This is a genomic window from Pseudonocardia sp. (genome assembly GCF_050246655.1).
Taxonomy (GTDB): domain Bacteria; phylum Actinomycetota; class Actinomycetes; order Mycobacteriales; family Pseudonocardiaceae; genus Pseudonocardia.
On record NZ_JBFWVQ010000070.1, the window covers coordinates 1 to 20,333 of the forward strand.

Consider the following 20,333-nt stretch of genomic DNA (forward strand, 5'->3'; position numbering starts at 1 on the left):
GTCGAGGTGCGGCTGGCCTGCCGGGCCGGCGCGCCGGTGGCGCAGGTGCGGGCGGACCGGGTGGACTGTACGCCCATCCCTCCCCGCCGCACCGCGCGGCGCGTTCGTCCTCCTGCGTGGCCCGAACGCGCCGCTCGTTGCCGGGGTGGGTGGGGCTGCCGGGGTGGGTGGCGCGGCGGGGGTGAGGATGCAGGCATGCGTCCCGGACCGCACAACGCCCTCACCGACGTCGACGGCCTGCGGGTGGGCCACGCCGAGCTGACCGGGGAGCGCGCGCTCTCGGGCACCACCGTCGTGCTCGCCCCGCCGGGCGGCGCCACCGCCGGGGTCGAGGTGCGCGGGGCCGCGCCCGGCACGCGGGAGACCGACCTGCTGCACCCGGGCGCGGTCGTCCCGCGGGTGAACGCGGTCGTGCTCTCCGGCGGGAGCGCGTACGGCCTCGCCGCGGCCGACGGGGTGATGGCGTGGCTGGAGGCCGCGGGGGAGGGCTTCGCGGTGCCGGGCGGGGTGGTGCCGATCGTGCCGGCGGCGGTGGTGTTCGACCTCGGCCGCGGCGGCGACATCACGGCCCGCCCCACCGCGGCGACCGGCGCGGCGGCCTGCGACGCCGCCCGTCCGGGCCCGGTGCACCAGGGCGTGTGCGGAGCCGGCACGGGTGCGCGCGTCGGCGGGCTCAAGGGCGGCGTCGGCACCGCGAGCGCCGTGCTCGGCAGCGGCACCAACGGCGCGACGGTCGCCGCCCTGGTGGTCCTCAACGCCGCGGGCTCGGCCGTCGACCCCGCCACCGGCGAGCCGTACGGCGCCCGGTACGCCCTGGACGGCGAGTTCGGCCAGCTGCACCCGGACGCGGCCGGGGTGGCGGCGCTGCGGGCCGCCCGCGCCGTCCCCACGGAACCCGGCACCGCCACCACGCTCGCCGTGCTCGCGACCGACGTCACACTCGACAAGTCCGGTTGTGCCCGGCTCGCCGCGATGGGCCACGACGGCCTGGCCCGCGCGCTCGACCCCGTGCACACCGTCATGGACGGCGACACGGTCTTCGCGATGTCCACCGCGGCCCGTCCGGCGCCGGACCTGCTCGCGCTGGCGGCGCTGCAGGCCGCCGCGGCGCACGTGGTGGCCCGGGCCGTGGTGCACGCGCTGCTCGCGGCGACGACCGTGCGCACACCCGCGGGTACCTACCGCAGCTATCGCGACGTCGCCGGTGGGCTGTCAGGGTGACGGATCTCCCCGCCGCCCCGCCGGATGTGTGAATCTCGGGCCCGTCGACGGGGAGGCACCCATGTCCGGCTACCAGCCGATCGAGGACTACGGGCTGATCGGCGATCTGCACACGGTCGCCCTGGTCGGCAAGGACGGCTCGATCGACTTCCTGTCGTTCCCGCGGTTCGACTCGCCGACGATCTTCGCGGCGCTGCTCGACACCGAACGCGGCGGGCGCTTCCGGATCGCCCCGGAGCTGGCCGGGTCGGCGCAGAAGCAGATCTACCTACCGGACACGAACGTCCTCATCACCCGCTGGCTCTCCGACGACGGCGTGGCCGAGGTGTCGGACTTCATGCCGGTCGGGATCTACCCGCACGACCACCCGCGGGTGCTGGTCCGGCGGGTGAAGTGCGTGCGCGGCCGGGTCCGGTTCGACGTGCGGTTCGCGCCCCGGTTCGACTACGGCCGTGCCGAGCACAGCGCCCACGCCCGGGAGGGTCAGGTCTTCTACACCGCCAGGGACGACGCGGGCACATGCCTGCGGCTGCACCACGAGGTGCCGCTGGAGATCCGTGACGGGGACGCGGTCGGGCAGTTCACGCTCGCCGCAGGCGAGACGGCGGGGTTCGTGCTGGAGGAGGCCACCGGCGGCATGGAGTCGGTCGTCGGGCCGGACTCGGTCTCCGAGTGGTTCAAGGACACCGTCAACTTCTGGCGCAACTGGATCGGGCGCTCCCGCTACACCGGGCGCTGGCGCGAGATCGTCAACCGTTCCGCGCTGGTGCTCAAGCTGCTGGTCAGCCAGACGCACGGCTCGCTGGTCGCCGCGCCCACGTTCGGGCTGCCCGAGGAGATCGGCGGCGAGCGCAACTGGGACTACCGCTACACGTGGATCCGCGACGCCTCGTTCACCCTCTACGGGCTCATCCGGCTCGGGTACACCGACGAGGCCGGGGCGTTCATGCGCTGGATCTGCGATCGCTGCATGGATCTCAACCCGGACGGCTCCATGCAGATCATGTACGGCCACGACGGGCGCAAGAAGCTCACCGAGGAGGCGCTGCAGCACCTGGAGGGCTACCGCCGCTCGTCGCCGGTGCGCGTCGGCAACGGCGCCTACGACCAGCTCCAGCTCGACATCTACGGCGAGCTGATGGACTCGGTGTACCTCTACAACAAGTACGGCGAGCTGATCTCCTCGGACCTCTGGGAGAACCTCGTGCGCCTGGTCGACTACGTGTGCGAGAACTGGCAGCTCGCCGACGAGGGGATCTGGGAGGTCCGCGGCGGGCGCCAGCAGTTCCTCTACTCGCGGCTGATGTGCTGGGTCGCGGTCGACCGGGGGATCCGGCTGGGCGACCGCCGCTCGTTCCCCTACCCCCGCGGGCGCTGGCACGACGTGCGCGACGCGATCTACCGGGAGATCTTCACCGAGTTCTGGGACCCGCACCGGGAGACGTTCGTGCAGTACAAGGGCTCGAAGACGGTGGACGCGTCGTGCCTGCTCATGCCGCTGGTGCGGTTCATCAGCCCGAGCGACCCGAAGTGGCTCTCCACGCTGGCCGCGATCGACGCGGATCTCGTCGCGGACTCGCTGGTCTACCGCTACCGCCAGGAGGGCGGGGCGTCGGACGGCCTCACCGGCGAGGAGGGCACGTTCACGATGTGCTCGTTCTGGTACTGCGAGGTGGTCGCGCGCTCCGGTGACGTGCAGAAGGCGCGCTACCTGTTCGAGAAGATGCTCGGCTATGCCAACCACCTCGGCCTCTACGCCGAGGAGCTCGGCCCGCACGGCGAGCACCTGGGCAACTACCCGCAGGCGTTCACCCACCTCGGACTGATCAGCGCGGCGTACGCGATCGACCGGTCGCTCTCGCATGCCGGCTGGACGGGCTGAGCGGTGGGCTTCGACGATCTCGTCGGGACCACGCAGCGGCTCAACGTGTCGGTCGAGGCGCTGGCTGCGCTCACCGCAGAGCTCCGGGTGCGGGCGGAGGGGCTCGAGCCGGCGCCGGAGGTACGGGCCGCGCTCGCCGATGTGGTCGCGGCCCTCGGCGTCGGCGACCTCGACGATCTCGCGCCCGCCCAGCTGGGCCCGGTGGTGGGGTTCTCCCGGGCGTTCTTCCGGCAGGCGCAGGAGCTGGTGGAGGGGCCGGACCGCCCACCCGGCTGGGAGCCGGACGACCCGGCGCTGCTCAGCAGCCAGGGGCGGGCGTCGATGCTGGTCGCGGACCTGCTGGCGCAGGTCTCCCCGGGCCTCGGCAACCTTGCCGCCCGGTTGCGGGCGCCCGGCGCGGCCGTGCTCGACGTCGGGACCGGGGTCGGGCTGCTCGCGGTGGCACTGTGCCGGACGTTCCCCTGCCTGCACGTCGTGGGCATCGACCTCTGGCCGCGGGTGCTCGAGCTCGCGGCGGCGAACGTCGCCGAGGCGGGCCTGCGGGAGCGGGTCGTGCTGCGTGCCCAGGGGGTGCAGGACCTCGCGGACCGCGACGCCTACGACGCCGTCTGGCTGCCCGGTCCCTTCCTGCCGCGCGCGGTCGTGCCCTCCGCGCTGGCGGCGACGCTGTGCGCGCTCCGGCCGGGCGGCTGGGTCGTGTTCGGCCTCTACGCCGCCGCTGCGGACGCCCTGGCCCGGGCGGTGACGGACCTGCGGATCATCCGCTCCGGCGGGCATCCCTGGGCCCCCGACGAGGCCGCGGCGCTGCTGCGCTCCGCCGGATTCGCCGACGTCAGGGCCGTCGAGCGGACCTGGAACGCGCCGATCGGCTTCGTCGCCGGGCGCCGCCCGTAGCCGTACTGACCGAGCACCCGCCCGCGGTCACGCCGGGGTCGGGACCGGGATCGCGCCGATCTGCATGAGCACGCCGGCCAGGTCCTCGCCCGACCACATCTCGCGCACCCGCCCGTCCTGCACCCGCGCGAGATCGACGCCGAGCAGTCGCACGCGCCGTCCGGTCGGCGCCACCCCCAGGAACGGGCCGGTGTGCGTGCCGTGGCCGTCGACGCGCCAGCCGACCCGGTCGCCCGCGGCGACGACGTCGAGCGCGGCGACCGTCATGTCGGGGAAGGCGCTGCGGAACTCGGCGACGAGGGCGCGCAGGCCGTCGGCGTCGAGAGCCCGGCCGGCCGGGCCGTGGCAGACGAACTCCGGGTGCAGCAGGGCGTCGAGCTCGTCGAGCGCACCGGAGCTGATGATCGCGAACAGACGGGTGGGGAGGGTCGTGGGGTCCATCGGGGCTCCTCGCGGGCTGTGTGGGTTGCGGCCGTCAGAATCGCGCCGCGAGCGGGTGCTGCGCCTGAGGAGTTCTCCCTACGTGGTGGTGACGCACGGCGGTGACACACGGCGGCGACACACGGTGGCGACACACGGCGGCGACCGGGCTTCGACTACGCGTCGAGCGGGTCGACGAGCCCGTGCCGCATGGCGAAGAGGGTGGCGGCGGCGCGGCTGCGCACGCCGGCCTTGCCGTAGATCGACTGGATGTGGTTGTCGGCGGTCTTCGGGGTGATGCGCAGCGCCCGGGCGACCTCACGGGTGGACGATCCGCGCGCGATCAGCCGCAGGACCTCGACCTCCCGCCCGGTGAGCCCGGCCGGGCGGGCATCGAGGCCGGGCCGGTGCCCGGCCGCGGCGAGCACGGCGCCGGCGGCGTCCCCGGCCAGCCGCCCCGAGACCACCTCCGCACGCAGCGCGCCTGCCGCCGCCTCGGCACCGAGCGCGGGGCGGTGCGCGCGCGGCTCCCGCATCGCGTGGTAGGCGTCGGCGGCGGCCAGCAGGCAGGCCGCAGGACCCGCGGGTGCGACGCCGCGGTGGTAGCCGGATCCGTCGAGGCGCTCGTGATGACCCGCGGCGACGGCACCCAGCCGGGCGAGGTACGGGACGCGGCCGAGCAGGCGTTCGGTGTGGTAGGCGTGCAGCCGTACGGCTTCCCACTCGCCCGCGGTGAGCCTGCCCGGCTTGTCCCAGATCGCGGTGCTCACCGAGACCCGCCCCAGATCGTGCACGAGTCCGGCGTGGTGGACGTCGGTGGCGTCGGCGGCCGGTAGCCGCAGGTGCACCGCGGCGCGGCGGGCGAGCGCGGCGACCCCGCAGGAGTGGCCGGCGAGGAACGGGCTCTTGAGGTCCACGAAGTCCGCGACGACCCCGAGCGCGGCGTCCAGCGCGACATCCTGCAGGGGCGCGGCGGCCGGAGCGTGACGCTGCACGTCGTCCCACCGCGACGGGGTGTCGAGAGCGGTGCGCAGCCCGTCGAGATCCTCCCGGACCGCGGCGACGACCTCGGGGTCGAACGCGGTGCCGCTGCGCCGCGCGAGGACGGCGCCGGGATCGTCGTGGCCGAGGTCGTGCAGCGCCGCGACCAGGTCGGCGACCTGGGCGATCCGGACCGTCCGCGGGATCTGCGCGCCGCGGGCCGTGCCCGGCAGGCCCTTGCCGTCCCAGCGCTCGGCCACCATGCCGAGGCCGGTGACGACCTCGTCGGCGAGCCCGAGCCGCCGCGCGAGCGCCGTCGCGACCTCGCACATGGCCCGGGTCAGCGCGGGCAGCCCGGCGAGCCCCACCGAGGCGCGGGCCAGGGCGTGCGCGGCGGCGAGGGGCGCCTTCCCGGAGACGGCGAACCGGGCGGTCGCGCGCACGTACTCGGCCGAACTCGCGCCGACCAGGGGCGCGAGGTGCGCCCCGAGGCCGCGCTCGTCGCCGAACCGGCGGGCCATGTCGGCGCTGTCGGTGGTGCAGCCGATGTGGCGCAGCAGCGAGACGTGGAAGAGGTGCTCGCGCTCCGTCGGCGGGAGGCCGAGCCGTCCGGCCACCCTGGTGGCGACGAGGCACCCGCCCAGGCCCTGCTCCAGCGGATGCCCGAGCGCGAGATCCGTGGCCAGCGCCAGCGCGCCCACGAGCTGGGGCAGGGTCGGCGGCGCAGCAGGCATGCCGGGATTCTGCGCCTCGCGGCCCACCGGCGCGCGGGGCCCGGGCCGGAGCGGTTGCGCCCCCCGGAATCCGGGCTCAGCCGCCCGCGAACGGTGGCAGCACGTCCAGCGCGCTCGCCGCCCCGAGCAGGGTGTCCTGGTCGCGGACGGCGACCTCGTCGAGCAGGAAGCTGCACCGGTCGAGCACCCGGCCGAACTCCTCGCCGTGGGCCGCGCGCACGGCGAGCAGCAGGTCGGCCACCGTCGCGGTGTCGGCGACCTCGACCTTCTCGGAGTCGATGCCTGCCGCCGCCCGGGCGGCGGCGAAGTAGCGCACCTCGATCGTCACGGCGGTCATCGTGGCACCGGCGTCCGCGCCCGCGTCGACGTCCCCGTCGGTACTCCCATGACCCCCAGGGTCATCCTCATGGACACCCCCATCGCCTCAGCCTCCGATCGCGCTCATCGGCCGGTCCGGCTGCAGGAACCCGGGGTCGTCGATGCCGTGGCCCGCGAGCTTGGCCCACATGGCCTGGCGCCACGTGTCGGCGATCTCGCCGTCCGAGGCGCCGCCGCGCAGCAGCGCCCGGAGGTCGGTCTCGGTGCGGGCGAACAGGCACGAGCGGACCTGGCCGTCCGCGGTGAGGCGGGTGCGGTCGCAGGCGCCGCAGAACGGCCGGGTGACCGAGGCGATGACCCCGACCACCGCGGGCCCGCCGTCGACCAGCCACCGCTCGGCGGGGGCGCCGCCGCGCTCGACGGGATCCGGGGTGAGCGTGAAGCGCTCCCGCAGCAGCTCCAGGATCTCGCCCGCGGTGACCATCTCCGTGCGCTCCCAGCCGTGCTGGGCGTCCAGCGGCATCTGCTCGATGAACCGCAGCTCGTAGCCGTTCGCGATGGCGAAGGCCAGCAGGTCGCACGCCTCGTCGTCGTTCACGCCGCGCAGCAGCACACTGTTGATCTTCACCGGGTTCAGCCCGGCGGCGCGGGCCGCGGCGAGCCCCTCCAGGACGTCGGCCAGCCGGTCCCTGCGGGTGATCGTCGCGAACCGCTCCGGGCGGATGGTGTCCATGGAGACGTTGAGCCGGTTCACCCCGGCGGCGGCGAGCGCCGCGGCGCGCCGGGCGAGGCCGACGGCGTTCGTGGTGAGCGAGATGTCCGGGCGCGGCCGCAGCATGGCGGCCGCGGCGATGATGCCGTCCAGTCCCCTGCGCAGCAGCGGCTCGCCACCGGTGAACCGCAGCTCCTCGACGCCGAGATCGCGGACCGCGATCCTGATCAGCCGGACCAGCTCGTCGTCGGTCAGCTGCTCGCCGCGCGGCATCCAGTCGAGACCTTCGGCGGGCATGCAGTAGGAGCAGCGCAGGTTGCACCGATCGGTGAGTGAGATGCGCAGGTCGGTCGCGACGCGGCCGAAGGAGTCGATCAGCCGGTGGTCCGCCGGGCGTGCGGGGTCGTGGGCGGCAGGCCTGCGCACAGCGGGGAGCCCGAGGTCGGTCGCCGTCATGTGGCCAGCGTAACCGCAGGTAGGACGCTTGTGACTAGTGGCAGGGGGTCATGCTGAATGATCACCGCAGGTGCGGGTGAAGATCGCACTCAGGTCCGCGTCTGCGTAGTTGTCGCCTCTCCGATCGGTCAGGTGTGCCGACGGAGCTCCTCGCGCGCGACCGACCGCAGGTGCACCTCGTCCGGCCCGTCGGCCAGCCGGAGGCAGCGGGCCCAGACGTAGAAGTAGGCGAGCGGGAAGTCGTCGCTCATGCCGCCGCCACCGTGGATCTGGATGGCGCGGTCCATGATGTCGCAGACCACCCGCGGGCAGACGACCTTGATCGCCGCGATCTCGGTGGCGGCCCCCTTGGCGCTGCCGGCGCGGTCGATCAGCCACGCGGTCTTGAGCACCAGCAGCCGGGCCTGCTCCAGCTCGATGCGCGACTGCGCGATCTGCTCGCGCACCACGCCCTGGTCCGACAGCGGCCCCCCGAACGCGGTGCGTGCCTTCGACCGCTGGACCATCAGCTCGATCGCGCGCTCGGCCATCCCGATCAGCCGCATGCAGTGGTGGATCCGGCCCGGGCCCAGCCGCGCCTGGGCGATCATGAAGCCGTCGCCCTCGTTCGCCAGGAGGTTCGACGCCGGCACCCGGACGTCGGAGAACTCGACCTCGCAGTGCCCGTGCTGGTCCTGGTAGCCGAAGATCGGCAGGTTGCGCGTCACCGTCACGCCGGGTGTGTCGGCGGGCACCAGGATCATCGACTGCTGCCGGTGGCCGGGGGCCTGCGGGTCGGTCTTGCCCATGAAGATGTAGACCGCGCAACGGGCGTCCGCCGCGCCGGAGGTCCACCACTTCGTGCCGTTGACGACGTACTCGTCACCCTCGCGGCGGATGCTCGACTGGATGTTCGTGGCGTCCGACGACGCGACGGCGGGCTCCGTCATCGCGAACGCGGAGCGGATCGTGCCCTCCAGCAGCGGCTGCAGCCACTGCTCCTTCTGCTCGGGCGTGCCGAACAGGTGCAGCGTCTCCATGTTGCCGGTGTCCGGCGCCTGGCAGTTGATCGCCTCCGGCGCGATCACTGGCGACCAGCCGGAGACCTCGGCGACGGCCGCGTACTCGAGGTTCGACAACCCGGAGATGCTCGGCAGGAACAGGTTCCACAGCCCGCGCGAGCGGGCCTCGGCCTTGAGCTCCTCGACGATCGGCGGGTGGTCCCACTCCGCAGGGGTGCCGCGCCGTTGCGCTCGCCACGCCTCGTAGACCGGTTCGGCGGGGACGACCTTCTCCTCCAGGAAGGCTCGCATCCGCTTCGTGTAGTCGGTGGCCGCGGCGCTGGGTTCGAAGTCCACGCACCGCAGCCAATCACAGTTCGGACCCGATCTGGTGGACAACGTAGATGCGGACATAGAGTGCCCGGCGTGCCGCAGTTCCGGATCGCCGAGGCAGCTCGCCTGCTGGGCGTCAGCGACGACACCGTGCGCCGGTGGGTCGATTCCGGGCTGCTCCCCGCCTGGCCGGACGCGTCCAACCGGAAGGTCGTCGACGGCGCAGCGCTCGCCGAGATCGCCCGCGACCACGCCTACGCGGCCCCCGACCCGTCCGGGGTGAAGCGATCCGCGCGCAACCGGCTCGTCGGCCTCGTCACGAGCGTCGTCTGCGACCGGGTGATGGCGCAGGTCGAGATGCAGTGCGGGCCGCACAGGGTCGTGTCCCTCATGAGCAGCGAGGCCGTGCGCGAGCTGGGCCTGCAGCCCGGCTCGCTCGCCGTCGCCGTGATCAAGTCCACCACCGTCGTCGTCGAGACCCCAGGAGGCCAGTCGTGAAGCGTGCCCTCGTCCTTGTCGTCGCGGGACTGCTCGCGGCCGCAGGTTGCGGTTCCGCGCAGCAGGCCGCGCCAGCCGCTCCCGCGCCCACCGAGACCGTCACGCTCAACGTCTCCGCCGCGGCGTCGCTCACGGCGACCTTCACCGAGCTGAGCAAGCAGTTCGAGACGGACAACCCCGGGGTGAAGGTCGCGCTCAACTTCGGCGCCTCCTCCGATCTCGCCCAGCAGATCGTCCAGGGCAGCCCCTCCGACGTCTTCGCCGCCGCGAACACGTCGACGATGAAGACCGTCACCGACGCGGGACTGGCCACGAACCCGCAGGTGTTCGTCACCAACGTGCTGGAGATCGCCACCCAGCCGGGCAACCCGAAGGGCATCACCGGCTTCGCCGATCTCGCGAAGCCGGGCCTGACGGTCGTCGTGTGCGCACCGCAGGTGCCGTGCGGCGCGGCCACCGAGAAGATCGAGCAGTCCACCGGGGTGACGCTGACCCCGGTGAGCGAGGAGCCGGACGTCAAGTCGACTCTCGCCAAGGTGACCACCGGCAACGCCGATGCGGGTGTCGTCTACGCCACCGACGTGATCGACGCCGGCGCCGCCGTCCAGGGCGTGCCCTTCCCCGAGGCGCAGGACGCCGTGAACGAGTACCCGATCGCCGCGCTGACCAACGCCCCCCAGCCCGAGGAAGCCACGAAGTTCGTCGACTTCGTGCTCAGTGAGCAGGGCAAGAAGGTGTTCGAGGCCGCCGGCTTCGGGACGCCGTGACAGTCGCCCCGGAGGGGATCGACACGCGGCGGCGGCCCGACCACCACGACACGGAGGTCGGGCTGCCGCCCGTGCTGTGGGCGCCCGCGATCATCGCCTTCACCCTGATCGCCCTGCCCGTCATCGGCCTCGGCCTCAGGGCGGACTGGCTGCGGCTGCCCGAGCTGCTCACCTCGGAGGCGGCGCTCGACGCGCTGCGGCTGTCCCTGCTCACCGCGAGCATCTCCACCCTGCTGTGCATCGTGTTCGGCGGCCCGCTCGCCGTCGTCCTCGCCCGGGGCAGGTTGCCCGGGATGCGCCTGCTGCGTTCGGTCGTGCTGCTGCCGCTCGTGCTGCCACCCGTCGTCGGTGGCCTCGCGCTGCTCTACCTGCTCGGCCGCACCGGGCTCGTCGGCCGCGAGCTGAACACCTGGTTCGGGATCACGCTGCCCTTCACGACGACCGCGGTCATCCTCGCGCAGACGTTCGTCGCGATGCCGTTCCTCGTCGTCAGCCTGGAGGGGGCGCTGCGCACGGCGGGGCAGCGCTACGAGGCCGTCGCGGCCACGCTGGGCGCCTCGCCCGCGCTCACGTTCCGGCGGGTCACGGTGCCGCTCGTGCTGCCGGGCGTCGCGTCCGGCGCGGTGCTCGCGTTCGCCCGCTGCCTCGGCGAGTTCGGGGCCACCATCGCGTTCGCCGGATCCCTGCAGGGCACGACGCGCACGCTCCCGCTGCTCGTCTACCTCGAGCGGGAGACCGACGTGGACGCCGCCATCGCGCTGTCGATCCTCCTCGTCGTGGTGGCGATCGTGGTGATCGCGGTCGCGCGGCCGCGGCCGCTGGAGGGCCGGGTGTGATCCGCCCCGACACCGGCCCCGCCGATCCGGTCGGCCTCGACGCCCGCCTCGTCGTGCGGCGGACCGGCTTCACCCTGGACGTCACGCTCGCCGCCGAGCCGGGAGAGGTCCTCGCGGTCCTCGGACCCAACGGCTCCGGCAAGTCCACGGTCCTCGGGGCGCTGGCCGGCCTGATCCGCCCCGACGAGGGCTGGGTGCGCGTCGGGGACCGGCAGATCACCGACGCGGCCACCGACATGCACGTCCTGCCGCACCTGCGCGGCGTCGGCCTGCTCGCCCAGCAGGCGTTGCTGTTCCCGCACCTCACGGCGCTCGCGAACGTCGCGTTCGGGCCCCGCGCGCACGGCGTGCCGAAACGCGAGGCCGAGGAGCGCGCCCGCGAGCTGCTCGCCGCCGTCGACGTCGCGGAGCTGGCGGACCGGCGCCCGGCCCGGATGTCCGGTGGCCAGCAGCAGCGGGTGGCGCTGGCCCGCGCGCTCGCGCCCGCCCCCGGGCTGTTGCTGCTCGACGAGCCGCTCGCCGCGCTCGACGTCGACGTCACGCCGGCGATGCGGGCGCTGCTGCGGCGCGTGATCCGGGACGGAAAGCAGACGGCGCTGCTCGTCACGCACTCCGCGCTGGACGCGCTGGTGCTCGCCGACCGGGTCGTCGTCCTGACGGCGGGGCGGGTGGTCGAGGAGGGGCCGGTCCGCGACGTCCTCGCCCGGCCGCGCAACGCGTTCACCGCGCGGATCGCGGGTCTCGACCTCGTCCCCGGCGTGGCGTGCCCCGGTGGCCTGCTGGCGCCGGACGGCACCGTCGTCGCCGGCCGCGCCGACATCGACCTGCACGAGGGCGAGCCCGCGGTCGCGGTCTTCCCGCCGTCGGCCGTCTCGGTCTTCCTCGACCGCCCCGGCGGCAGCCCTCGCAACGCCGTCGAGGTGGTGCTCGCGGCGCTCGAACCGCGCGGGGACATCGTCCGGCTGCGGGCCGCGGCGCCGCCCGGCGGGCCGTCCTGGGTGGACGGCCTCGCCGCCGACGTCACGCCCGCCGCGGTCGCCGATCTCGCCGTCGAGCCGGGGGCGCGGGTGTGGTTCGTGGTGAAGGCGACCGAGGTGGCGGTGCACCCCACGTCGCGGTGAGGTCGCGGTGACTCAGCTCCTGCCGTGCGCGGCGACGGACACCGGCTCCCACTCCCGCCACTGCGCAAGCCGCGACTCGTAGTCCGCCGTCGCGACGGCCAGCGGACCGTCGCCGAAGAAGACCCGCAGCGGCGGCTCGTCCGCCTCGACGATCTTCAGCACCGCGTCCGACGTGGCGGCCGGATCGCCGGGCGTGCCGACCCGTGCCGCTCGCGCCCTCTGCACCTGCTCGCGGAAGGCGTCGTAGGCCGGGTTCGGCGCGGCGTGGCGTGCCGACGAGCCACCCCAGTCCGTCGAGTAGCCGGTGGGCTCGATGAGGGTGACGTGGACGCCGAACTGCGCGACCTCCTGCGCCAGCGACTGCGAGAGTCCCTCCAGCGCCCACTTCGACGCGTGGTACATGCCGATGTTCGGGAAGGCGCTGATACCGCCGATCGACGACACCTGCAGGATGTGGCCCGATCCCTGCTCCCGCAGGTAGGGCAGCGCGGCCTGGGTGACCCACAGCGCGCCGAACAGGTTGGTCTCGATCTGGTCGCGGGCGTCGGCCTCGGAGAGCTCCTCGACCATCCCGAACTGCCCGTACCCCGCGTTGTTGACGACGACGTCGAGCCGCCCGAACTGGTCGTGGGCGGCGGTCACGGCCGCGAAGACCGCCGCCCGGTCGGTGACGTCGAGCTGCAGTGGCAGGAACCGGTCGCCGTAGCGGTCCGCCAGGTCGTCGAGCGTTGCGGTGTCGCGGGCGGTGGCGGCGACGTTCTCCCCGCGCTCCAGTGCGGCGATGGTCCACTCGCGGCCGAAGCCGCGCGATGCGCCGGTGATGAACCAGGTCCTCGTGCTCATGTCCCTATCGACCACGCGCGCCGCCCGGCCATTCCCCGGGATCACCCCAGAGTGAGCAGCTGCTCGTGGAAGCCGCCGATCTCCCGCGCGCGGTCCACCAGGTGGATCTCCAGGATCCAGTGGCACTGCCGGCCTGCGCGGTCCGTGCGGCGCATCGGGTGGTCGCTGCCGGGCGCGATGTAGCTCTCGATCCGCGCGCCGTCGACGAGCTCGTGCGGGAACTCGCCGACGAGGTGCCCGCTGTGCTGGCCGCCGAACTCCCAGCCCGCGGCCTCCGCGAGGCCGACCACGTGGGCGTAGAGCTCCGCGCCGGTGATGTCGGGATGCGCGGCGAAGTGGGCCCGCCCGGCCTCGAAGATCGGGAGGAGGTCGTCGCGCAGGCGGTGCTTCACCGGGTCGTCGCCGAGGACGAACGTGCGCCCGAAGTCGGCCTCCCACTCCGCGAAGATCGGGCCGAGGTCGAGGAAGACGATGTCGTCGGCCGTGATCACGCGGTCCGGCGGGTTGTCACGGTACGGCCGCAGCGTGTTCGGCCCGGACCGGACCACGCGCTTGTGCCAGTGCCTGTCCGTGCCGAACAGCTCCGCGCCGAGGTCGCGTACCTGCGCGCTGACGACGGACTCCCGCTCGCCCGGCGCCACGAGCCCACGGCGCTCCACCTCGGCGAACAGCTCCTCGGCCTTGGCCTGTGCCGCCAGCAGGTTCTCCGCGCGGGCGCCCTCGTCGGTGCTCACGCCGTCCATGCTGGCACGCCCGGGGTCGGTCACGGGGCCGTGCGGGTGATGTGCAGCTGGACGATGTCGCTCACGTAGCGGCCGCCCTTCACGTCGCCGGGGACGACCAGTCGCGGGCGGGTGAGGTCGGCACCGTCCTGGGTGACGGCGAGCAGGATGCCGCGGTTGCCGAAGTCCGGCGAGCAAGGAGAAATATCCGTATCCGCGACATGGTGTGAGGATAGAGGCCGCATCGGCGGGTCGGGGATCCTCAGGGTTCCGGTACCTCGGGCAGCACCTGCGGGCGCCCCGCCGCCCCGGACCGCTGGTACCAGCCGCCCCGGATCGCGGCGACGGCGCCGAACCCGGCGGCGTAGCCGGGGATGTCGAGGTGCTGCTCCCACGGCTTCACGTCGAGCACCGGCGTCCCGTCGCACACGTCGACCCCCGCGAAGTGCAGCCGGTGGCCCTCGACGCGCAGGACCCGCACGACGCTCAGCCCGATCGGGTTCGGCCGGGCGGGGTGGCGGGTGGCGAACACCCCGACCCGCTCGCCGGTGTGGCCGAGCAGGAACGGCACGACCCGCAGGTCGGCGGCCGGTGCTTCGGCCCGGTCCAACCACGTGAGCAGCCAGGCGTGGTCGAACCCTTCCAGGCCCTCCAGCCCGGCCGCGTACTCCGGCAGCATCTCCACCACCGCCTCCTCGGCGGGGTTGCGCAGCGTCTGGATCGGCGTGGCCGCCGGGTCCGTCCGCGCGCCCCGGACGTGCCCCACGACCTGCAGCCCCGCCGGTGTTCGCATCCCGTTCCTCTCGTCGGTCTCCGCGTCCGGGCGGCCGGGGTCACCCCACCTGAGGGTGTCGGCCGCCGCCGCCGCCTTCTTAGCGTCCCGACCCCGACAGCCGTACGACGACGGGAACCACGATGGACGATCCGCCGCTGCTGGCCGACTACGAGCGTGCCCTCACCCCCGTGCGGGCAGGGCACGACGCGCGTCGCTCCGTCCGCAGGCTGACCGATCCAGCGACGCCCGCGGACGTGCTGCTGGCGTTCTGGATCCACCACTGCGCGCTCGGTGTCGCGATGACCGAGCCGGTCGAGGGCTGGATCCGGCGTGCCGGCAGGGCCGTCACACGGGCCGGGGACGCCTGGCTCGGGCGCGCGCTCGACGCGCACGCATCGGCCGAGGCCGACCATCACCTGCTGATGCTCGCGGACCTGGACCGGCTCGTCGCACGGTGGAACGCGACCCACAGCCCGCTCGACACGGCGGAGCTGCTCGGGCGGCCGCCGACGGAACCGGTGCGGCGCTACCGCGGCCTGCACGAGGACGTCATCGCCGGTCCGGCACCCCATGCCCAGCTCGCGATCGAGAACGAGATCGAGCTGCTCTCGGTGCGGATCGGCCCCGGCCTGGTCGAGACGGTCGGTGCGGTCCTCGGGCCGGAGGTGGTGGCCGAGCTGAGCTTCCTCACCGACCACGTCGAGCTCGACGTCGGCCACGCCCACTTCAACCGCCGCCAGCTCGGCCGGCTCCTCGACGCCCGCCCCGACCTCCTCGCGCCGCTCGTCACCGCCGGCACGGCCGCGCTCGCCGCGTACGGCGACTACCTCGACGCCTGCCTGGACTGCGCCGAGCGGTTGGCCTCCGCGCGCGCGTGACACCTCACCTGGAGTGGTCGGTGCAGGCCCCCGGCGGGCCCCTGGACGGCATCCGGACCTTTCGCGCCCGCGTGCTCCACGACGGCGGGCGGCGCCCCACCTTCCGCACCGCTGACGGGCGGTTCGCGGACCCCGACCCGATCGACGAGCACGCCCATCACGTCGTCGCGTCCGCGGACGGCCGGATCGTCGGCACCCTGCGCCTGCTCCTGCTCGACGCGACCGACCGGGCGTTCTGCGACCGGCTCCTCGGCCGCGAGCGGGTCGACGAGATCCTCGCCGGAGCCGGGACCCACCGCGGCGCGGTCTGGGAAGGCTCGGGGTGGGCCGTCGATCCGCGGCGGCGCACCGGGGCGTTCGGAGCGCGGGTGCTCGCGGCGGGGACGGCCGTCGCCGAGGCGCTCGGGCGGACCCACCTGATCGGCGCGGCGGGCGTGCGGTTCGGGCAGTACCTGCGCGTGCGCCAGCTCGGCTACCCGGCCGCTGCCGGGATCGGACCGGTGGCGCTGCCGCGGATGGCCGACGAGGTGCGGATCGTCTGCGGCCCGAGCGCGACGACGACACCCGCGTTCCGGGCGCTCGTCGCGCGCGCCGCGGCCGCCTTGCGCGGTGCATCACCGCAGCTCGCGGACCGTCCGGAGGGACACCCCATCTGAGGGTGTCCCGCCGGCGTGCGCGGTTCCTAGCGTCCACGCACCCCGGTCGGTCCCGGTGCATCCCCAGCCACCCGGACCGCGGCGACCGTGGGACGAGAGGAGAGCTCATGCGACCCCCCAGGAGACAGGGCAGACGTCTCGCGGTGCTCACCGCCGCGACCGTCGCCGTGACCGGAGCCGGCGTCGCGACCGCGCCGCTGGCGATGGCCGCGGACGGCGACGCGGCGACGGTCGGATCCTGGTCGGCGCCGTTCGAGGAGGGCGGAGCCGGCACACCGCGGTGCACGTACGTGCCGAACGACACGCCGGGCGACGACCGGGAGCGGCTCGAGTGCAAGCCCACCGCGGTGACGTCGGCGGTGCTGCCCGACGGCCGGGTGCTCTACGGCAACGGCATCGAGAGCGAGGAGAACGCGGAGGAGGGCGGGGTCGCGAGCCTGTCGCCCGAGTCCCGCAGCAGCCGCACCCGCGTGGTGGATCTCACCGACGGCTCCCCGAGCTGGCGGGTGCCGGGCAACGAGCGCTCGGACGGCGACAACCCGAACATCGTCGCCGGGCGCACCAGCGACGACTGCCTGACCGAGGGCCCCCTCGGCGTCGCCGGGGTCCCCGGCCGCGGCGGCGACGGCCTCGCGGGCTCGGTCAACGAGCAGCTCGGCGGGCCCGCGGCCGATCCGACGTGCTCGCCGGACGACGCCCAGGACAACGACGGCGACATCTTCTGCGGCGACATCGTCCAGCTCCCCGACGGCCGCCAGATGATCGTCGGCGGCACCGACTGGTACAACGAGCCGTCGGTGCTGGAGAAGGCCGACGGCGACCCCGTCAACGTCGGTGTCATCGAGCTGGAGGGCCTGCGCTCCGCGCGGATCTTCGATGGAGCGGACAACGCCTGGAACGCGACAGCGCCGATGAAGTTCGGCCGCTGGTACCCCTCCGCGACGACGATGTCCGACGGCACCGTGATGGTCGTCTCGGGCACGCTCAAGCTGATCAAGAGCACCCAGGGCTCGCAGGTCCGGCGCACCGAGACCTACGACCCGACGACCGCGCAGTGGACCGAGAACTACGCGGGCCTCGCCTCCGAGAAGACCCTGCCCGAGAACGCGCGCGTCTACCTCGCGCCGAACGGCAAGCTCTTCTACACCGGCGACGGGCAGATGTTCGGCCCCTTCGGCCAGGCCGTGGACGAGGCGCTGTTCGGCGTGCAGAGCTTCTTCGACCCGGAGACCGAGACCTGGCAGGACGCCGGTCTCACGATCTCGCGCAGCTCGCCCGCCTCGGTCGCGCTGCCGATGAAGGCCCCGTACGACGCCATGACGATCCTGCGCGCCGGCGGGACGCTCGGCCCGCCCCCCGGCACCTACGTCGCCACCCCGACCACCGACCTGACCACGATCCACGCGGACGGCACCGTCACCAACGCCCCGGGGCCGATGCTCAACACGCCGCGCTGGTTCACCCAGCCCACGCCGCTCGCGGACGGCGACGTCCTGCTCACCTCGGGCGCGCGCAACGACGAGGTCGTCGCTCCCGGGTTGGAGATCCCGGTGAAGCAGCCGGAGATCTACGACCCGGAGACCAACACCTTCACGCCGATGGCCGAGCCCGAGCGGGCGCGGACCTACCACAACAACGCGGTGCTGCTGCCCAACGGGCAGGTACTCGTCGGCGGCAACTCGCCGATCTCCACGGGCTACGGCATGCAGCGCGACGCCGTCCCCGGCGTCACCGGCAACAACGACAAGGACCCGTCGTTCGAGCTGTTCAGCCCGCCGTACCTGCACAAGGGCGACCGTCCCGACGTGGACTACGCGCCCAGCGCGGTGACGTGGGGCGAGGAGTTCACCGTGGACGTCGACACCGCCACCGACGCGGACGTGTCCAAGGTCCTGCTGATGCGCATGCCCGCGCCGCAGCACGTCATGGACAACGACACCCGCACCCTCGAGCTGCCGTTCACCACCGACGGTGACGGGTCGCTCACGGTGTCCGCGCCGCCGAGCGGCAAGGCGGCGCCGCCCGGGTTCTACTACCTGTTCGTCAACCGCTCCGACGGCGAGGGTGGCCACGTGCCCTCGGTGGCGAGCATCGTGCACGTCGGGGACTTCTCCGACGACGCGAACGCGCCGCAGCCGATGGGCCCCGAGACGGTCGAGGGCTTCGAGTCGGAGGGCGCCACCCCGGTCGAGTCGAACACGCACCTGAGCAACCCGCCGAACCCGCTGGAGCCGCCGACGGTGCCGGGTGAGCCCGACCCGCTCGGCGTCCCCATGGCCGGACCGGATGCCGGTGTGCCGGCGACGGGTGCCGAGGGGCAGGCGGACGAGGCGCCCGCGGACGTCCAGGCCCCGCCGGTCGGGGACCCGGCGCTGGTGCCGCAGCTGCCGCTGCGCGGCGACCGGCGCGCACCCCGGCGGACCGGGCAGGCGCGATGACCCGGCGCATCCCGCGCCACTCCACCGGCTCGGCCCACCGGCCGGGCCGGTGGGCCGGGGCACTCCTCGTCGGCGTGCTCGCCACCCTGCTCCCGGGCTCCCTCGGCCTGAGCGGGGAGGCCTGGGCGCTGGAGGCGCCCGATCCGGAGATCGTGCCCGTGCTCGACCGACTGAGCCCGGACGCGCCCGGCGTCGTGCTGGACATCGAGCAGACCGGGAGCGGGCCGCAGTTCGTGCTCGACAACCCGACCGCCACGGAGACCGAGGTGCTCTCGACGGCCGGGGACCCGCTGTTCCGCATCGGTCCGGGCGGGGTGCTCGCCAACTTCCGCTCCCCGGACTGGTACCGGTCGAAGCAGCCCGGCGGCGCCGCGGTGGTGCCCGAGCGCGCGGCCGACCGGGGCTCACCCGTGTGGGTGCGGGTCTCGGAGACCCCCACCTGGGGCTGGTTCGACCAGCGGCTGCGGCCGGGGCCCGGCACGGCCGAGCAGAAGGCCGACGCCGAGCCGTTGCAGCACCTGGGCACCTGGAGCGTCCCGCTGCGCCACGGCGACGCCGTCGGCGCGGCCGAGGGCCACTTCGAGTACCGGCCCCCGCTCGGGACGTTCGTCCCGGAGCTCGACACGACGACCCCCGCTCCGGGGGTCACCCTGACCGCGTTGCCCGGCAACCCCGTCCCGGCCGTCGCGGTCGCCTACGACGGGCCGGGCGAGGTCGTCGTCCTCGGCGACGCGGGGGAGCCGTTCCTGCGCCTCACCGCGGACGGTGCGCAGGCGAACACGCTGAGCCCCACCTGGCGGGCGACCCGGCCCGCGCAGCTGTCCGGGCGACCGGCCGACGCGGCGGCAGCACCCGACTGGACGGACGTCGGCTCGACGGGCCGGCAGTCGTTCGCCCATCCGGCGGCTGGACCGGGCCAGGACCTCGCCGCCCTCTACGCGCTCACCGACACCGCCGTGGTGCGTGAGTGGACCGTCGCCCTGGTCGTCGACGGCCGGCGGATCGAGGTCCCCGGCCACACGTCGCTCACCCCGCTCGGGTCCGCACCGATCTCCGGGCTCTGGACGTGGCTCGGTGCCGTCGTCGCCGTGGTCGCGGTCGGCCTGGTGGTCGCGTGGTGGGCGACGCGGAACCGGCGCCGTCCGGTGGCCGTGACACCTGCTGCGGCGCGCCGCGAGGCCGCCGGGACGCGGAGCTGACGGGTGCGGGGCCGGCGGTCGAGAGCCTGCCGGCCCCGCGCCGTCGCGACCGGCTCGTCGGGCCCGTCAGAGGAGCCCGCGGCTGCGCGCGATCGCGACGGCCTCCACGCGGCTGTGGGCGCCGAGCTTGGCCAGCAGCGCCTTCGTGTAGCTGCGGACGGTGCCCTCGGCCAGGAAGAGCCGTTCGGCGACCTCCGTCGTCGACCGGCCGTCGGCGTAGGCGCACAGGACGTCGTACTCGCGGGGGCTCAGGATGTCCGTCGGCGGGTTCGCGTCCGGCCGGAGCCTGGGGTCGACCTCGGGCTGCTCGCCGGCGAGGAGGCTGCGCACCGCCGCGACGAGGTGGGAGCCGTCCTTGAAGGCGACCGCGTCGGCCCCGGCCCGCAGGGCCGCCCGGACCGGCTCCATCTCCTCGGTCGCCGTGTGCAGCAGCACCAGGGTGCCCGGTGCGGCGGCCTTCAGCTGACGGACCGTCTCGGGGGCGTAGCTGCCCTGCATGCGCAGGTCCAGGACGACCAGGTCGGGGCGGTGGACCCGCGCGGCGGTCAGCGCGGACGGCCGGTCGGTGGCCATCGCGACGATCTCCACTCCGGGCATGCCGGTGAGCAGGGTGGACAGCCCGTCGAGTACCACCGGGTGGTCGTCGACGAGCAGGATGCGCCGCACCGC

General features: G+C 74.2%; 21 protein-coding genes. 11 read left to right on the plus strand and 10 right to left on the minus strand.

What is annotated here, in order from left to right; translation table 11 throughout:
- Positions 1-195 precede the first annotated feature (195 nt).
- From AB7J25_RS20340 to AB7J25_RS20350, 3 genes are all read left to right on the plus strand, one after another.
- Positions 196-1,221: a P1 family peptidase gene (locus AB7J25_RS20340; RefSeq protein WP_428511171.1), complete on the plus strand. Its 1,026-nt coding sequence runs from the start codon at positions 196-198 to the stop codon at positions 1,219-1,221.
- Between the two features lie 61 nt (positions 1,222-1,282).
- The gene (locus AB7J25_RS20345; RefSeq protein ID WP_428511172.1) at positions 1,283-3,103 is read left to right on the plus strand and encodes a glycoside hydrolase family 15 protein; all 1,821 of its coding nucleotides are present in this window, start codon (positions 1,283-1,285) and stop codon (positions 3,101-3,103) included.
- 3 nt (positions 3,104-3,106) lie between these two features.
- Positions 3,107-3,997, plus strand: coding sequence for an SAM-dependent methyltransferase (locus tag AB7J25_RS20350; protein ID WP_428511173.1), 891 nt, complete (start codon positions 3,107-3,109; stop codon positions 3,995-3,997).
- Between the two features lie 27 nt (positions 3,998-4,024).
- Here AB7J25_RS20350 and AB7J25_RS20355 read toward each other — a convergent pair whose 3' ends face one another.
- From AB7J25_RS20355 to AB7J25_RS20375, 5 genes are all read right to left on the minus strand, one after another.
- Complete coding sequence (locus tag AB7J25_RS20355) at positions 4,025-4,438, minus strand: ester cyclase (RefSeq protein WP_428511174.1); 414 nt, start codon at positions 4,436-4,438, stop codon at positions 4,025-4,027.
- A gap of 155 nt (positions 4,439-4,593) precedes the next feature.
- On the minus strand, positions 4,594-6,132 hold the full coding sequence (locus tag AB7J25_RS20360) for an HD domain-containing phosphohydrolase (RefSeq protein ID WP_428511175.1): 1,539 nt from the start codon (positions 6,130-6,132) through the stop codon (positions 4,594-4,596).
- A 76-nt stretch (positions 6,133-6,208) separates the two neighbouring features.
- Positions 6,209-6,469, minus strand: a complete 261-nt coding sequence (locus AB7J25_RS20365) for a MoaD/ThiS family protein (protein ID WP_428511176.1) — start codon at positions 6,467-6,469, stop codon at positions 6,209-6,211.
- Between the two features lie 87 nt (positions 6,470-6,556).
- Positions 6,557-7,618 (minus strand): GTP 3',8-cyclase MoaA, encoded by a 1,062-nt coding sequence (gene moaA, locus AB7J25_RS20370; protein ID WP_428511177.1) that lies wholly within the window; start codon positions 7,616-7,618, stop codon positions 6,557-6,559.
- Positions 7,619-7,746: 128 nt separating this feature from the next.
- Positions 7,747-8,955: an acyl-CoA dehydrogenase family protein gene (locus tag AB7J25_RS20375; protein WP_428511178.1), complete on the minus strand. Its 1,209-nt coding sequence runs from the start codon at positions 8,953-8,955 to the stop codon at positions 7,747-7,749.
- A gap of 69 nt (positions 8,956-9,024) precedes the next feature.
- On the opposite strand from AB7J25_RS20375, the gene AB7J25_RS20380 reads away from it, so the two are divergent.
- The 4 genes from AB7J25_RS20380 to AB7J25_RS20395 all read left to right on the plus strand — a co-directional run bounded on the left by AB7J25_RS20380 (position 9,025) and on the right by AB7J25_RS20395 (position 12,153).
- The gene (locus tag AB7J25_RS20380; RefSeq protein ID WP_428511179.1) at positions 9,025-9,429 is read left to right on the plus strand and encodes a TOBE domain-containing protein; all 405 of its coding nucleotides are present in this window, start codon (positions 9,025-9,027) and stop codon (positions 9,427-9,429) included.
- Entirely contained in the window at positions 9,426-10,196 is a 771-nt protein-coding gene (gene modA, locus AB7J25_RS20385) for a molybdate ABC transporter substrate-binding protein (protein WP_428511180.1), read from the plus strand. Before AB7J25_RS20380 ends, modA begins: the two co-directional genes overlap by 4 nt.
- A 62-nt stretch (positions 10,197-10,258) precedes the next feature.
- Complete coding sequence (locus AB7J25_RS20390) at positions 10,259-11,032, plus strand: ABC transporter permease (protein ID WP_428511199.1); 774 nt, start codon at positions 10,259-10,261, stop codon at positions 11,030-11,032.
- The gene (locus tag AB7J25_RS20395; protein ID WP_428511181.1) at positions 11,029-12,153 is read left to right on the plus strand and encodes a sulfate/molybdate ABC transporter ATP-binding protein; all 1,125 of its coding nucleotides are present in this window, start codon (positions 11,029-11,031) and stop codon (positions 12,151-12,153) included. The genes AB7J25_RS20390 and AB7J25_RS20395 overlap by 4 nt, the downstream gene beginning before the upstream one ends.
- A gap of 12 nt (positions 12,154-12,165) precedes the next feature.
- On the opposite strand, the gene AB7J25_RS20400 is transcribed toward AB7J25_RS20395, so the two are convergent.
- Genes AB7J25_RS20400 through tsaA form a run of 4 tightly spaced genes read right to left on the minus strand, consistent with a single transcriptional unit; the run spans position 12,166 to position 14,511 of the window.
- Positions 12,166-12,996: an SDR family oxidoreductase gene (locus AB7J25_RS20400; RefSeq protein WP_428511182.1), complete on the minus strand. Its 831-nt coding sequence runs from the start codon at positions 12,994-12,996 to the stop codon at positions 12,166-12,168.
- A 41-nt stretch (positions 12,997-13,037) separates the two neighbouring features.
- A complete protein-coding gene (locus AB7J25_RS20405) occupies positions 13,038-13,730 on the minus strand; it encodes a M24 family metallopeptidase (protein ID WP_428511183.1) in 693 nt (230 codons plus the stop codon).
- A gap of 29 nt (positions 13,731-13,759) precedes the next feature.
- Positions 13,760-13,963, minus strand: a complete 204-nt coding sequence (locus AB7J25_RS20410) for a hypothetical protein (protein ID WP_428511184.1) — start codon at positions 13,961-13,963, stop codon at positions 13,760-13,762.
- Positions 13,964-13,980: 17 nt separating this feature from the next.
- Positions 13,981-14,511 carry a tRNA (N6-threonylcarbamoyladenosine(37)-N6)-methyltransferase TrmO gene (gene tsaA / locus AB7J25_RS20415; protein ID WP_428511185.1) on the minus strand — a complete coding sequence of 177 codons (531 nt, stop codon included), beginning with the start codon at positions 14,509-14,511 and terminating at the stop codon, positions 13,981-13,983.
- A gap of 122 nt (positions 14,512-14,633) precedes the next feature.
- On the opposite strand from tsaA, the gene AB7J25_RS20420 reads away from it, so the two are divergent.
- The 4 genes from AB7J25_RS20420 (at position 14,634) to AB7J25_RS20435 (ending at position 19,664) form a co-directional block, all read left to right on the plus strand.
- On the plus strand, positions 14,634-15,371 hold the full coding sequence (locus AB7J25_RS20420) for a hypothetical protein (RefSeq protein ID WP_428511186.1): 738 nt from the start codon (positions 14,634-14,636) through the stop codon (positions 15,369-15,371).
- Positions 15,368-16,027: a hypothetical protein gene (locus AB7J25_RS20425; RefSeq protein ID WP_428511187.1), complete on the plus strand. Its 660-nt coding sequence runs from the start codon at positions 15,368-15,370 to the stop codon at positions 16,025-16,027. Before AB7J25_RS20420 ends, AB7J25_RS20425 begins: the two co-directional genes overlap by 4 nt.
- Positions 16,028-16,134: 107 nt before the next feature.
- A complete protein-coding gene (locus AB7J25_RS20430) occupies positions 16,135-18,465 on the plus strand; it encodes a galactose oxidase-like domain-containing protein (protein WP_428511188.1) in 2,331 nt (776 codons plus the stop codon).
- Positions 18,462-19,664, plus strand: a complete 1,203-nt coding sequence (locus tag AB7J25_RS20435; protein WP_428511189.1) for a hypothetical protein — start codon at positions 18,462-18,464, stop codon at positions 19,662-19,664. The genes AB7J25_RS20430 and AB7J25_RS20435 overlap by 4 nt, the downstream gene beginning before the upstream one ends.
- Positions 19,665-19,730: 66 nt before the next feature.
- Here the strand turns inward: AB7J25_RS20435 and AB7J25_RS20440 are convergent, their stop codons facing one another.
- Positions 19,731-20,330: a response regulator transcription factor gene (locus AB7J25_RS20440; RefSeq protein ID WP_428511190.1), complete on the minus strand. Its 600-nt coding sequence runs from the start codon at positions 20,328-20,330 to the stop codon at positions 19,731-19,733.
- Positions 20,331-20,333 lie beyond the last annotated feature (3 nt).

Bases quoted from the DNA above. Each gene is read 5' to 3' on its own strand.
- AB7J25_RS20340 (WP_428511171.1), top strand. From the start codon at position 196: ATGCGTCCCGGACCGCACAACGCCCTCACCGACGTCGACGGCCTGCGG.
- AB7J25_RS20345 (WP_428511172.1), top strand. From the start codon at position 1,283: ATGTCCGGCTACCAGCCGATCGAGGACTACGGGCTGATCGGCGATCTG.
- AB7J25_RS20355 (WP_428511174.1), bottom strand. From the start codon at position 4,438: ATGGACCCCACGACCCTCCCCACCCGTCTGTTCGCGATCATCAGCTCC.
- AB7J25_RS20360 (WP_428511175.1), bottom strand. From the start codon at position 6,132: ATGCCTGCTGCGCCGCCGACCCTGCCCCAGCTCGTGGGCGCGCTGGCG.
- AB7J25_RS20365 (WP_428511176.1), bottom strand. From the start codon at position 6,469: ATGACCGCCGTGACGATCGAGGTGCGCTACTTCGCCGCCGCCCGGGCG.
- moaA (WP_428511177.1), bottom strand. From the start codon at position 7,618: ATGACGGCGACCGACCTCGGGCTCCCCGCTGTGCGCAGGCCTGCCGCC.
- AB7J25_RS20400 (WP_428511182.1), bottom strand. From the start codon at position 12,996: ATGAGCACGAGGACCTGGTTCATCACCGGCGCATCGCGCGGCTTCGGC.
- AB7J25_RS20410 (WP_428511184.1), bottom strand. From the start codon at position 13,963: ATGCGGCCTCTATCCTCACACCATGTCGCGGATACGGATATTTCTCCT.
- tsaA (WP_428511185.1), bottom strand. From the start codon at position 14,511: ATGCGAACACCGGCGGGGCTGCAGGTCGTGGGGCACGTCCGGGGCGCG.
- AB7J25_RS20420 (WP_428511186.1), top strand. From the start codon at position 14,634: ATGGACGATCCGCCGCTGCTGGCCGACTACGAGCGTGCCCTCACCCCC.
- AB7J25_RS20430 (WP_428511188.1), top strand. From the start codon at position 16,135: ATGCGACCCCCCAGGAGACAGGGCAGACGTCTCGCGGTGCTCACCGCC.
- AB7J25_RS20435 (WP_428511189.1), top strand. From the start codon at position 18,462: ATGACCCGGCGCATCCCGCGCCACTCCACCGGCTCGGCCCACCGGCCG.